This is a genomic window from uncultured Methylophaga sp. (assembly GCF_947259025.1).
Taxonomy (GTDB): domain Bacteria; phylum Pseudomonadota; class Gammaproteobacteria; order Nitrosococcales; family Methylophagaceae; genus Methylophaga.
This window is the reverse complement of record NZ_CAMYKO010000002.1, coordinates 344,590-357,691: the sequence shown is the minus strand read 5'-3', so window position 1 is coordinate 357,691 and position 13,102 is coordinate 344,590. Positions and strand designations below refer to the sequence as shown.

At 52.5% G+C, this 13,102-nt stretch carries 10 protein-coding genes, 1 tRNA gene and 1 pseudogene; 2 read left to right on the top strand and 10 right to left on the bottom strand.

What is annotated here, in order from left to right; genetic code table 11:
• The 10 genes and pseudogenes from Q0X64_RS02855 to Q0X64_RS02810 all read right to left on the bottom strand — a co-directional run.
• A pseudogene (locus tag Q0X64_RS02855) lies at positions 1 to 187 on the bottom strand (cytochrome c oxidase accessory protein CcoG); the annotation flags it as partial.
• Between the two features lie 36 nt (positions 188 to 223).
• Complete coding sequence (locus Q0X64_RS02850; RefSeq protein ID WP_297808798.1) at positions 224 to 1,606, bottom strand: PLP-dependent aminotransferase family protein; 1,383 nt, start codon at positions 1,604 to 1,606, stop codon at positions 224 to 226.
• Positions 1,607 to 2,093: 487 nt separating this feature from the next.
• Positions 2,094 to 2,393 (bottom strand): hypothetical protein, encoded by a 300-nt coding sequence (locus tag Q0X64_RS02845; RefSeq protein WP_297808795.1) that lies wholly within the window; start codon positions 2,391 to 2,393, stop codon positions 2,094 to 2,096.
• A gap of 123 nt (positions 2,394 to 2,516) precedes the next feature.
• A tRNA-Pro gene (locus tag Q0X64_RS02840) sits at positions 2,517 to 2,593 on the bottom strand.
• 110 nt (positions 2,594 to 2,703) lie between these two features.
• Entirely contained in the window at positions 2,704 to 5,076 is a 2,373-nt protein-coding gene (ppsA, locus tag Q0X64_RS02835) for a phosphoenolpyruvate synthase (protein ID WP_297808792.1), read from the bottom strand.
• 3 nt (positions 5,077 to 5,079) lie between these two features.
• Positions 5,080 to 5,973 (bottom strand): pyruvate, water dikinase regulatory protein, encoded by an 894-nt coding sequence (locus tag Q0X64_RS02830; protein WP_297808789.1) that lies wholly within the window; start codon positions 5,971 to 5,973, stop codon positions 5,080 to 5,082.
• Between the two features lie 44 nt (positions 5,974 to 6,017).
• Entirely contained in the window at positions 6,018 to 7,649 is a 1,632-nt protein-coding gene (locus tag Q0X64_RS02825; protein ID WP_297808787.1) for an acyl-CoA synthetase, read from the bottom strand.
• On the bottom strand, positions 7,646 to 8,803 hold the full coding sequence (locus Q0X64_RS02820; RefSeq protein ID WP_297808784.1) for an aldolase/citrate lyase family protein: 1,158 nt from the start codon (positions 8,801 to 8,803) through the stop codon (positions 7,646 to 7,648). Before Q0X64_RS02820 ends, Q0X64_RS02825 begins: the two co-directional genes overlap by 4 nt.
• Before the next feature lie 47 nt (positions 8,804 to 8,850).
• On the bottom strand, positions 8,851 to 10,089 hold the full coding sequence (locus Q0X64_RS02815) for a malic enzyme-like NAD(P)-binding protein (protein WP_297808781.1): 1,239 nt from the start codon (positions 10,087 to 10,089) through the stop codon (positions 8,851 to 8,853).
• Between the two features lie 5 nt (positions 10,090 to 10,094).
• Positions 10,095 to 10,829, bottom strand: a complete 735-nt coding sequence (locus tag Q0X64_RS02810; RefSeq protein WP_297808778.1) for a GntR family transcriptional regulator — start codon at positions 10,827 to 10,829, stop codon at positions 10,095 to 10,097.
• A gap of 320 nt (positions 10,830 to 11,149) precedes the next feature.
• Here Q0X64_RS02810 and Q0X64_RS02805 point away from each other — a divergent pair, with 320 nt between their 5' ends.
• Both Q0X64_RS02805 and Q0X64_RS02800 read left to right on the top strand, forming a co-directional pair.
• Positions 11,150 to 12,031: a CoA ester lyase gene (locus Q0X64_RS02805; RefSeq protein ID WP_297808775.1), complete on the top strand. Its 882-nt coding sequence runs from the start codon at positions 11,150 to 11,152 to the stop codon at positions 12,029 to 12,031.
• A complete protein-coding gene (locus Q0X64_RS02800) occupies positions 12,024 to 13,097 on the top strand; it encodes a MaoC family dehydratase (RefSeq protein WP_297808772.1) in 1,074 nt (357 codons plus the stop codon). The genes Q0X64_RS02805 and Q0X64_RS02800 overlap by 8 nt, the downstream gene beginning before the upstream one ends.
• The last annotated feature ends 5 nt before the right edge of the window (positions 13,098 to 13,102 follow it).

The following is a 13,102-nucleotide window of genomic DNA, read 5'->3' as shown; positions in this document are numbered from 1 at the left end:
CCCAACGCAGGTAGGGACCGAGAAAGAAAAGCGACCAGACGGACATGCCCATCCATTTACGCAGCCGGAACCGTCCTTTCAGACGTTTGGCAACGACTTTCTCGCCGCCGGTGTTGACGTGCCAGTCGGAGACTTCTTCGTAGATGTCGTCGACGTTTTCCACGTCGTGCATATCATTTACTGACATAACTGTTACCTGTTAGCTGCTATTTATTTGGAACGATCAGATCACGGTACGTTCCGCGACCTTTGTTTGTTCCAGTAAGCCCTGCAAAATACTGATGGCCTGATTCAGGGCGCCTTTATCGACGGCCAGTCCCAGCGATACCCGCACCGCTTCAAGCGGCTTACTGGCAATGGCAAAATCTCTGGCGGCCACGATGCTGACCCCCTGGCTTTGCGCCTCACGCGCGAAATCATCAGCCCGCCAGTGTCGCGGCATCTGCAACCAGATATGGTGACCATCCTGATCGGCGTTGAATGTGTAATCTGACAGCAGATCAGCGACCAGCCGCTGGCGTTGTTTATTTTCCTCTCTGATGGCCTGGGCAATATCGTCCAGCGTGCCGTCGTAAATCCAACGCGTGACCAGCGCGCACATCAGTGGCGGCGCCATTAAACTGGTTGCCCTTAAAATATCGGCCAACGACAGCAGAGCCTGTTTATCAGGTGCGATCACAAACGCCACCCGTAATGCCGGGGTAGCGCATTTGGATAAAGTGGCGATGTGCCAGGTGCGCGCTGGCATCAACTCGACAAATGCCGGAACGGGGTGAGTCTGCAGCGATGAGTAGGGATCATCTTCTATGATGTTGAGTGCATACTGTTCTGCCACTTCAATCAGCGCCTGTCTTCTGTCTAGTGGCATGGTGACCGTCGTTGGATTATCAATGGCCGGAATCAGGTACAGCACCTTTGCTTCATTGTCGCGGCACAGCTGTGCCAATGCATCTGGGTGGATCCCCGACTCATCACAATCAACCGGCAACAAAGTCATATTCAATTGACGGGCCACGGCTTTAAGACCGGGATAAGTATATTCCGGGGTCAGCATAATGCCGCCTGAGGGAAGCAGATGTTTACAAACGCCATACAGGGCGCTCTGCGCACCACTGGCTATCAGAATGTGGTCAACATCAACATGTTGGGCTTTACGCTGCAGCCAGAAACGGGCTGCTTCTCTGTCAACCGGGTTGCCGGCGCTGTCCTGATAATGCAGCTGCAGCATCCGCCGTTCATCAGCGATCAAACCGGCGATACCTTCCGGGACGCGCTGCTGCAGATTGGCCTGTGGTGGCTGCGGTGGATTATTCATGCTCAGATCCAGCAGCGCCAGTTTATTGGAGGTCAGTTGCTGCTGCACCGAATCACGAATGTAGCTGCCACTGCCTTTATTGCCCTCAACCAGCCCCCGCCGGCGTGCTTCATTAAAGGCGCGGGTCACCGTTGTCAGATCCACCTCCAGCGCTTCTGCAATGGCACGCTGTGATGGCAGGCGATCACCGGGTCGGATTCGACCTGCATAGATATCGGCTTCCAGAGCCTGGACAATGCCGAGATACTTTTTGCCTGCATCATTGTGCAGGTGAGGTTGCCATAACGCCATAATACTATGTATGCATAAAATCTACATACAAGTTACCAGCAATGCATCAGCAAAACAATAAAAATGTTCGTCGCATTATATCCAGTGCTAGATTGATACAAAGACAATTCTCATTAGCATTTTCCAATCTGACGCTATCTTGTCTTTTCCTGTGCCACATACAAAAAAAGGGTGGCACCAGAATGGTGCCACCCTTCCCTCCCCGCAGGGAGTTTCGCGCAGATAGGAGCTGACGACAGGTCAGTGACCGTCAGCGTTATTTATGACTGCGCGTAATCATCATCTATCCATTGAAAAAAAAGCTCAATATCGCCGCTATGATTTAATAACTAAAAAATCGGCAACCCAGTCAGTTAAAACTGACTGACTTTCAGGCAAAAAAAAACCAGCTCACCGGGAATGAACTGGTTTGAAGGTGGAGTGAACTTTAGCTATCAAAGTTCAGGATTCAATTTATCAGGATACTGCGAAATTCGCGTGAAATAAGTCAGACTTTGAGCACTTTGATTGAGCAGTTATGAATAGCCGTAAATTCACGTAATTGTTCGTGGCCTTTAACGCCGAACTTCAGTGGCTTGCCCTGCAAAGCGTAGAGAATGCCATTGTTGGTAACGGCAATACCGGATTTGGTTTTAGGATTAAATTCGACATGCGCCAGTTGCTGGGTAATGACGTCAAAGCCATATGCCGTGGCATGTCCAATGATGTGTTGTTCCCCGGTTTCGATGACCTCGAACAGGCCCCAGGTACGAAGTCCCCCACACTCCGATTCCGCTCTCGCTTCCATGCTTACTCCTTGCTTAACGCGTGTGTCCCTACCACGCAATCTAAAAAAAGATGCTTGCTAAACTACAACACTGAGAAGTGTGAATCAAGTCACACTTTGAGATTGGACGATGACTGAGAAATTTGGTCGGGACAGTAGGATTTGAACCTACGACCCCTTGCACCCCATGCAAGTGCGCTACCAGGCTGCGCCATGCCCCGACTGTTATCATGTTGACGAGTTGAATGCCCGGGGAGGGCTCGTCAATGAAGGCGAGTATATTAGCAAAACCCGGCCTGCTTGGGTAGACCGGGTTTTGCCAAATATTAATTTATTTACCGGCGTCTTGCTCAGCCAGCATCTGCCAGGTGCTGACCACGGTATCCGGGTTCAGTGAGATGCTGCTGATACCGCGTTCCAGCAACCATTCAGCCAGATCCGGATGATCCGACGGGCCCTGTCCACAAATACCGACGTATTTACCGGCATCACGGCAGGCTTTAATCGCCATATCAAGCATTTTGAGCACGGCTGGATTGCGTTCATCAAAAGAGTCCGCCACCAGCGCCGAGTCACGATCCAGCCCCAATGTCAGCTGGGTCATATCGTTAGAACCAATAGAGAAGCCGTCGAAATACTCGAGGAATTCTTCCGCCAGTACCGCATTAGATGGCAATTCGCACATCATGATCAGGCGCAGACCATTTTTACCACGCTCCAGACCGTTTTCCTTGAGGATGTTGATGACCGATTCCGCTTCCTTGGTGGTACGCACGAATGGGATCATCAGTTCGACGTTGGTCAGCCCCATTTCATCACGTACCCGCTTCATCGCTTCGGCTTCCAGTTTGAAGCATTCAGCAAAATCGTCAGAGCTGTAGCGTGAAGCACCGCGGAAACCAATCATCGGGTTTTCTTCTTCCGGCTCGAACAGCGGCCCACCGATCAGGTTGGCATATTCATTGGATTTGAAGTCTGACATCCGCACAATCACGGTTTCCGGGTAGAAGGCAGCCGCAATGCTGGCCACACCTTCTGCGATACGGCTGATATAGAACTCAACCGGGTCGCCATAGGCGGTGGTGCGATCGATGATGGCCTGTTTGACATCGCCTTCCATCTGGTCGGCATTCATCAGGGCTTTGGGATGAATACCAATCATATTGTTGATAATGAACTCCAGCCGCGCCAGACCGACGCCTTTATTCGGCAGTTGGGCAAAGCTGAACGCGCGGTCGGGGTTGCCGACGTTCATCATGATTTTGACCGGCAGTTCCGGCATGTTGTCGAGTTCTTCCACACGGTGTTCAAACTCGAGCAGGCCTTCGTAGATGTTACCTTCATCACCCTGGGCACAGGAGACGGTGACATTAGTGCCTTCAGCGACTTTCTCGGTGGCATCACCACAGCCAACAACAGCTGGTATACCCAGCTCGCGGGCGATAATTGCAGCGTGACAGGTACGCCCACCACGGTTGGTGATAATCGCTGAAGCCCGTTTCATGATCGGTTCCCAGTCCGGATCGGTCATGTCGGTGAGCAGGACATCGCCGGCTTCAAACTTATCCATTTGGTCCAGGCTGTTAAGCAGGCGCACTTTACCTTGACCAATCTTACTGCCGATCGCACGGCCGACCGCCATCAGGTCACCGCTTTCTTTCAATACAAACTGTTCACGCACATTTTTCTTGGTGCGGCTTTGTACGGTTTCAGGACGCGCCTGAACTATATATATACGGCCATCGTTACCGTCTTTGGCCCACTCGACGTCCATCGGACGTTGGTAGTGCTCTTCGATGGTGACGACCATCTTGGACAGATCTTCGATTTCTTTGTCGGTCAGGCAGAAATGCAGGCGATCATTGCCTTCCACTTCCACGGTTTTCACCGGGTTGTCTGATTCGCCGGAGTAGACCATTTTAATGGCTTTCTGGCCGACGGTGCGACGCAGTACAGCAGGTCGACCTGCCGCCAGCGTGCCTTTGTGCACGTAGAATTCATCGGGATTGACGGCGCCCTGCACCACCATTTCGCCCAGACCGTAACTACCGGTCACAAACACGACATCACGGAAACCGCTTTCAGTGTCGAGTGAGAAGGCGACACCGGCGCAGGCAATATCCGAGCGGACCATTTTCTGTACACCGGCCGACAGCGCCACTTCGCTGTGATCAAAGCCCTGGTGATCGCGGTAGGCAATCGCCCGGTCGTTGAACAGCGAGGCAAATACTTCGCGGATTTGGTTTTTGATATTGTCGAGGCCGGAGACATTGAGGAAGGTTTCCTGCTGACCGGCAAAAGAAGCATCAGGCAGATCTTCAGCAGTCGCTGAGGAGCGCACGGCGTAGGTCGTTTCGGGACCGTATTCCTGTTCCAGCGCGGCATAAGCATCATCAATCGCTTTTTCCATCGCTGCCGGATAAGGAATGGTCATAATCCAGTCACGGATTTGTTTACCGACCCGTTGCAACTCGTTGACGTCGTCAACATCCAAATCACGTAACAGATCATTAATCTGATCCTGCAGACCATCATGGCGCAGAAATTCACGGTAGGCATCCGCGGTGGTCGCAAAACCACTCGGAACGTCCACGCCCAGAGGCGCCAGGTTTTGCAGCATTTCACCCAATGAGGCGTTCTTGCCACCGACTCTGCCGACATCCTCCATGCACAGCTTATCCAGAGTGACTACGTATTCCGTCATGATTTAACTACCTTGCTTAGTTTTCTTGTTAAACATTAAAACAGACTCTCTCACACGCTCGCGTACGAGCCCCAGGGCACGGACGACACGGCTGGAAATTTCTTCGATTGAGGTATCTGTCGTATCAAAAACAGGGATGCCTGCTTTCTCAAACATGCCTTTGGCTTTATTCAGCTCGGCCTGGCAGATTTCCAGCGACGAATAATCACTGTCAGGACGCCGTTGGCGCCGGATTCGACTCAACGGCACCGGCTTGATAGTCAAGCCCACCAGTTTGTCGACATTCTGCTGCAGACAAGGCGGCAACTCTTCTGACTCCATATCTTCCGGCGTCAGCGGATAGTTAGCCACTTTGAGCGAAAAGTTCATCGCCAGATAGAGACTGGTCGGTGTCTTACCGCAGCGCGATACACCAGCCAGAATCACATCAGCCTGTTCGTAATGATCGATGCGCACACCATCATCATGAACCAGTGAAAAATCAATCGCATCCAGACGTCTCTGGTATGTCGTATCACTGAACGAAATACGAGAGACCCCTTGTTTGTGCGAGGATTCTACACCAAAAAAGCCTTCAAGGGAGCCTATAAAGCTGTGAAAAAGACTGATCACGCAGGCATCGGCGCTTTCAATGATGTATTGTTCGTCATCATTGACCAGGGTGCTGAACACAACAGGTTGCAGCTTGGTTTCATAACTCGCCTGATTAATCTGCTCGCGCGCGTGCAGGGCTTTTTCTGAGGTGTCGACGAAAGCCAGCGTGATGGTTTCAAACTCAAGATCGGGAAACTGCGCAAGCAGGCATTTTCCGTAGGACTCAGCGGTGAGGCCGGTTCGATCAGAGACAAAAAAAACTTTACGCAGCTGATCTGATTGATGCTGTTCTGTATTTGCCATTCGCTAATCATGTGCTGAAAAGCATCGATTGATCAAGAAATTTGTTACCCCGCTGTTACAATCGCGATATGCGGACTCACCTCTCTTCGCAGAATCTTGCCGTTCTTGGTACGTGGGAAATCGCGGGCAATATAGATTTTTTTCGGCGCCTTGTAAGCAGCCAGGTGTTGCTGACCAAACGCCAGTAATTCCTCAGCACTGATGGTCTCGCCTTCGTGCAGAATGACATAATTCACCACCAGCATTTTGTCCTTGGCAATTTCCTCGCCCACCGCGGCACTGTCACTGACTGCCGGGTGAGACTTGAACACCCGCTCTATTTCATAAGGCGAGACCCGGTAGCCAAAACTTTTGATAATGTCGTCCTTGCGCCCCAGAAACCAGATATAGCCGTCCTTGTCGTAACGCGCATAATCACCGGTAAAGAACCAGCCATCATGGCGCAGCTTGGCCGTCTCCTCCGGAAGATTCCAGTATTCAAGGAACAGGCCGGGGTCGCTATCGGGCACACAGATCATGCCCTCTTCACCCACCGGCACCGGTTTCATCGTGTCCGGATCCAGCAATTGAATATCGTGGCCGGGCTGGGGGAAACCGGCAGAGCCCGGCCGTATAGGTCGCGTCTTGGTTTCACACAGATAATAGGAAAACTCAGACATACCCACCGCTTCATAAATATCGATAGCAAAGCGCTGTTTCCACTGCGTCAGTACTTCATCGGATAAATGCTCACCGGCACTCATACAATGCCGCAGGCTGGGCACATCCGCTTTACCCAAAGCGGTTTTCTGCAAGATCTGACGGTAAATCGTCGGTACACCAATAAAGATCGTGGCCTCGTGCCTGGCAATCAGCTTCGGCCACAGCGTGGGGTCATTTTTGCCCTCGTGAACAATCACGGTTTTGCCCATATAGAGCGGATCCATCAACCCTGAACCCAACACATAAGTCCAGTTGAATTTGCCTGAGTGCAGAATGCGATCCTGACGTTCAGGATCAAAATCAAACCAGTAACTGGACGCCGGTCTGCGGCCAATCATCGCCCGGTGGGCATGTAACACGCCTTTGGGATAACCGGTCGTGCCCGAGGTATAAACCAGGTATGCCGGATCGTCAGCACGTGTTTCCCGCGGCGGCAGCCATTTTTCAATCTCAGCCAGAGAACGGGCCAGATCCTGCACCTTGATACCGGGCAGATCACTGTCCACCGCGCCTTCTCCTGAGAGCAGCACCAGTTGGATATCAGGGCAGTCAGTCAAAGCCGGCTTCAATTGCGGCCAGAAAGCCTTGTCCGTCACCAGCACGCTGGCACCCGAGTCTTTGGCGAGATACAAGACTTCTTCCACGGTAAGCAGGGTTGATGTCGGTACCGATATCGCCCCCACCTTCATCGCGCCCAGAAAAGCCGTAGGATAGTCCAGCGAATTGGGCAAACGTATCAACACCCGGTCACCATGAGTGATGCCCGCATTCCTCAGGCACTGGGCAAACTGGTTGGTGCGGCGAGATAACTGAGAATAAGTGATGGTGTCAGTGCCCAACTCATCATCCTCGACAATCATTGCCGTGGTTTTACCTACCGTGGTAGCCAGGTGACGATCGGTGCAGGCCACAGCAATATTAAAATGGCTGGGCACCTGCCAGTGCCAGTGAGGAAACGGGGGTAGATTTCTCATAAGATTGCTCCATAGGGCCAGTTCTCACGAATCACCTGGGTCGGCATCAGTTGCAGCACTTCCATCGCAAATTGACGATCGGCTTCATCCAGCGCCCGTAAAGCGTTGGCACGCAGCAGTGTCTGCAAGGCTTTACCGAACATCGGCGGGTCAAGCATTTCACCATCGAATTTAATGGCACCGCCGAGCAGCGCGTCAGCCTCAATGGCTGCCTTCAGAATGGCTGTTTTCTGATCAATATCCGCCGGCGATGGTGTGTAAGCGACTTTACACAGATGAATATGACCGGGATGGATCACCTGCTTACCGGTCAGGCCCATCGCCGACTCTTCACAGGCATGCTTGTATACAATGCGTGATTCGTCCTCACCATGCAGGTCCAGCCAGCGACGGACATCATTCGGCTCGACATATTTTTCCGGCATGCTCGATGATCCAATCAGCGTCTCGACCCCGCCGATCACGCCTTTACCGGCGATACGGGCTTCGAACATGATCTGATAGAGGAAGTGTTTGAGCTCTTCGGTCCAGTGTTCCGGGGTGATATGTATGCCCATGGCTTTGGAAAAGTCATGGATGCCGAACACCACGTGTTTAACCGTGTTGTATTGCATCAGATCCGGGGCAATCTTAAGCGATTTGGGATGTTCGATAATCGGCTGGATGCTGATTTTATTGTTGATACTTACCAGCAGATTGGAGAGATCCCTAACTTCGGCAGCGCCATAGGCTTCACCGGCTTTGGCCAGCATCACCACATCAATGCAGTCGCCCATATCGCGCACCATATCCATATCCTGTTCGTACTCGTAGGTTCGGAATGGATTGACGCGTACCGCAATCGTAACGTCCTTATTATGCTGACGCAGCCCTGGCAGCTCCTGACGCAGCAGCGTGCGGCTCATTTCTTTTTGCCGACAACCATCTTCCAGGTCAAAAATCAGGGTATGGGCCCGAGTCTCATAGGCATGCTTTTTAATACGTTGGGCTGCCTGTTCCAGATCTTCATAAATGCCCAGCGACGGCGCGTACTTGACCGGTGGATAATAAAGCTGGATACCAGGCCAGAAATCGCCCAGCACCGAGTTGTTGAATACCCGGCAGAAGTCGACATCGGCAAAAGGTTCAGCATATTGTTTGTTGGGATATTCCATCAGGTTCCCCCTGTTTTTCTCATCCGGGCTTGGGCCCACTTAGCGGACTATGAGCCCGTCTTTTCCTGCAACTCGGCCTGCTCGGCCAGACTGGCATCAGACACCGCCGTGGAGACTTTCTCCAGTAAACGCGGATCAAAAGGCTTGGGTATGATGTAATCAGGGCCGAAGGCCAGTGCGTCCAGGTCGTAAGCTGCCAGCACCGAGTCGGGCACAGGCTCACGGGCCAGGTCCGCCAGGGCATAGGCGGCAGCTATCTGCATACGCTGACTGACCTGTGGCGCCTTGGCATCCAGAGCCCCCCGAAACAGGTAGGGAAAGCACAGGGCATTATTAACCTGATTGGGAAAATCAGAACGACCGGTGGCCATGACGATGTCATCACGCACAGCCTGTGCCTGATCAGGCAGGATTTCCGGGTCAGGGTTGGCCAGGGCAAACACGATCGGCTTCGCTGCCATCGTCTTTAACAAGTCAGCTGGCAAGGCATTAGCCGCAGAAACGCCGATAAAGACATCGGCACCTTCAACCGCATCAGCCAGGGTGCGGGCCTCCGTGTCACGCAGCAGGTCAATCACCTCTTCACTGACGTTTTCACTACCGCTGTGCAAGACACCGGATTTATTGACCAGGGTAATATCGGTCGCGCCCATGGCCTTGAGCAGGCGCGCTGTTGCCATGCCGGCCGCACCGGCACCGAGAAATGTGATTTTGGCAGCGGCCAGTGATTTATCCTGCAGTTCCAGCGCATTGATCAGCGCAGCACAGATCACCACCGCCGTGCCATGCTGATCATCGTGGAATACCGGGATATCCAGTCTTTCACGAAGCTCACGTTCAATGCGAAAACAATGCGGTGCAGCAATGTCTTCCAGGTTGATGCCACCAAAGGTCGGTGCAATATTGACCACCGTCTCGATAAACGACTCCACCGAGGGCGCCTCCACTTCGATATCAAATACATCGATACCGGCAAAGTGTTTGAACAGAACGCCTTTGCCCTCCATCACCGGCTTGCTGGCCAGGGGACCGACATTGCCCAGGCCCAGCACCGCGGTGCCGTCAGTAATCACAGCCACCAAATTGCCTTTGTTGGTATAGCGATAAGCATTGCCGGCATTGCGGTGAATTTCCCGCACCGGTTCAGCCACCCCCGGGGTGTAGGCGAGCGACAACTCCGCCCCGGTTGCGCAGGGCTTGCTGGACTCGACGCTGAGCTTACCGGGACGGGGAAACTCATGATAATCGAGGGCAAGCTGTCTATAGCTGGACGGATTGTCAGTCATCAGGATTACTCCAGTTCGTTCATGTAATGATGTTCGTCAGTCACACAGAGCCCAACGCGCCATTCCATCGGCTTGTCGCCATAGGTGTAAGCCACCCTTTCTACTTTCAGTAAGGGAAAACCGGGCTCAACATTGAGTAATTGGCCCTGATCGTCGCTGGCGGCGACCGCGGTCAGTTTTTCTTCAGCCCGTACCATGGGTATGCCGTAGACGGTTTCGTACATGCTGTACAGAGAGCCGTTATTTTCGCTGATGCGGCTACTGTTGAGACCACGGAAAAACTTCGATTGCACGATAATGTAATCAAGGATTTTAGGCTCGTCGGCAAAACTCAAAAGCCGCTGAATCTCAATCACCGCTGTGCCTTTTTTAAGCCCGGTCAGCTGAGCAATCTCAGCTGTGGCTTTAACACGCTTGCAACTGAGCATCCGGTTGTTCAGTGGTTGTTTGTGGCCATCGGCAGAAGTCAGGCGCAAAAAGCGCAACTTGCTCTGTTCTTCTTTATGAGTGGCCACAAAGGTACCTTTCCCCTGGCGCCGTACCACAATATTTTCCATCGCCAGCGCATCAATGGCTTTGCGCACCGTGCCCTGGCTAACGTTAAAGCGAGCGGCCAGTTCAATCTCGCTGGGAATGCTCTCCCCCGGTTTCCATTCACCGGCAATCAGGCTCTGGGTAATAAAGACCTTGATCTGTTCATAGAGCGGTTTAAATACCGGCGCGGTAGCAGATTTACTCATCGTCATTCCTGTATGGTCATCAATCATTATCTATAGCCTACCAAACCACTCTTATCTTATATAAGACACAAGAAATCTGTATCACTCTTTTGCGCTTATTCTGACTTTATGTGTCACCCATCGCGCTAACTGCTATCCCAGAGACAATGTTGTAAACCTCTGAAATCGCTGTAGTACTGAATGTATACCAGTTCATTTTATTTGTCTAGTGTTTTATATCTTATATAAGACATAAGATAATTATTGACACTTTAATTTTGTCTGGCATAGAATCAATATCAAGTTCAGCCGCGGGCTGAAAACTTCGATGAGGAAGCCGTATGAATAATTATTTCCGGCCACGACGCTCCATGCTGTATGTGCCGGGCTGCAATCCGCACTACCTGAATAAGGCCCGCAGCCTGCAAGTGGATAGCATCATTCTGGATCTGGGTGCCCCCATCCTGCTGTCGGCTAAGGAAGAGTCACGCCGGAATGTGGTTAACGCCCTCAAACAAGGCGGTTTTGACAATCGTGAAGTCGTCGTTCGTGTTAACGATCTCGACTCCGAATGGGGCTATGACGATGTCAACGCTGTGGCTAACCTCGGTGCCGATGCCATCCTGTTCTCGAATATAGAGAGCGAGAAAGATGTATTGGCCGCCATCGACGCCGTGGAAAAGGCCGGTAACAGCGATACCCCTATCATGGTGATGATCGAGAGCCCGCTGGCGGTGCTGCATGCCGAGGAAATTGCCCGCGCTTCTGATCGTATTGCTTGCATGGTGCTGGCAACGTCAGATCTGATTTCTGATCTGCATGCCAGAACCACACTGGAGCGCACCGCCATTCGCACCAGTCTGTCATGGGTTGTCCTGGCAGCACGTGCGTATGGCCGTGCCGTTATTGACGGCATCCATAGTGATCTCAAAGATATGCAGGCCTTTGAATACGCCTGCCGTATCGGTCGTGATATGGGCTTTGACGGCAAGTCGCTGGTACATCCCTTCCAGTTGCCGTATGCCAATGATGCTTACACGCCTAAACCGGCCGAGGTCGAGAACGCCAAAGAAGTCATCCAGGCCCTCAGTGAAGCCAATAAAGCCGGGCGCGGCACGGTGCTGGTCAATGGCAAGCTGGTAGAACACCACCATGTCACAGCGGCCAAACGCTTTTTGCTGCTCTCTGACATGATTCAGGATCTGGAGCTCGACAATGACTAAGCCGCAATTCAACCGGGGCCGTTTTTTCGAGGACTTCAAACTGGGCGAGAACATTGTCCATGCCACGCCCCGCACTATTACTGAAGGCGATGCAGCTTTATATATTGCCCTGACCGGCTCCCGTCATATTGTTCACTGTGCACAACCGGTCGCTCACTCGCTGGGCCTGGAAGATAAAACCATTGATGACCTGCTGGCATTCCATATCGCTTTCGGTAAAAGCGTGCCCGATATCTCGGTGAACGCGGTGGCCAACCTGGGCTATGCCGAAATCAAGTTCCAGCACCCGGTCTATGCCGGTGACACCCTGACCACCGAAACCGAGGTCATTGGCCTCAAGCAAAATTCCAGCGGCAAAAACGGCATTGTGTTTGTGCGCTCGACCAGTTTCAACCATAACCGCAAGCCAGTCTTGTCCTGGGTGCGCTGGGTGATGGTGCATAAAAACAATATGTCGGCGCCGGCCCCTGAGACCGTGATACCGGAACTTGATCAAGTTGTGGCTGTGGAAGATTTGATGATCAGCGAAGATTTGGATACCCGGGATTTTGATACCGCGGTCACGGGGTCAGGCCGCCTGTGGGAAGATTTTGAAGTCGGTGAACGACTTAACCATCCTGCCGGTATGACCGTCGATGACAGTGACCACACCCTGGCCACCAAGCTTTATCAGAACAATGCCAGACTGCATTTCGATGATCTGGCCATGCAGGATACGGCCTTCGGCAGACGGCTGATGTATGGCGGCCATGTCATATCGATTTGTCGTGCCCTGAGTTACGACGGCCTGGAGAATGCCCTGTTTATCGCCGCAATTAACGCCGGGACCCATGCCAATCCCAGCTTTGGTGGCGATACGTTTTATAGCTGGAGCGAAGTGTTGGAAAAATGGCCCATGCCCGGTCGCGATGATCTGGGAGCGCTTCGTCTGCGAATGGTTGGCCTCAAGAATCAGAGCGCTGACAGTCTCGCGTCCACCCATGTCGATATCGACGGCAAACGCCAGTACCACCCCAATGTAGTGCTCGATCTTGATTACACCGTTTTAATGCCGCGCCAGGCTTAAAAGAG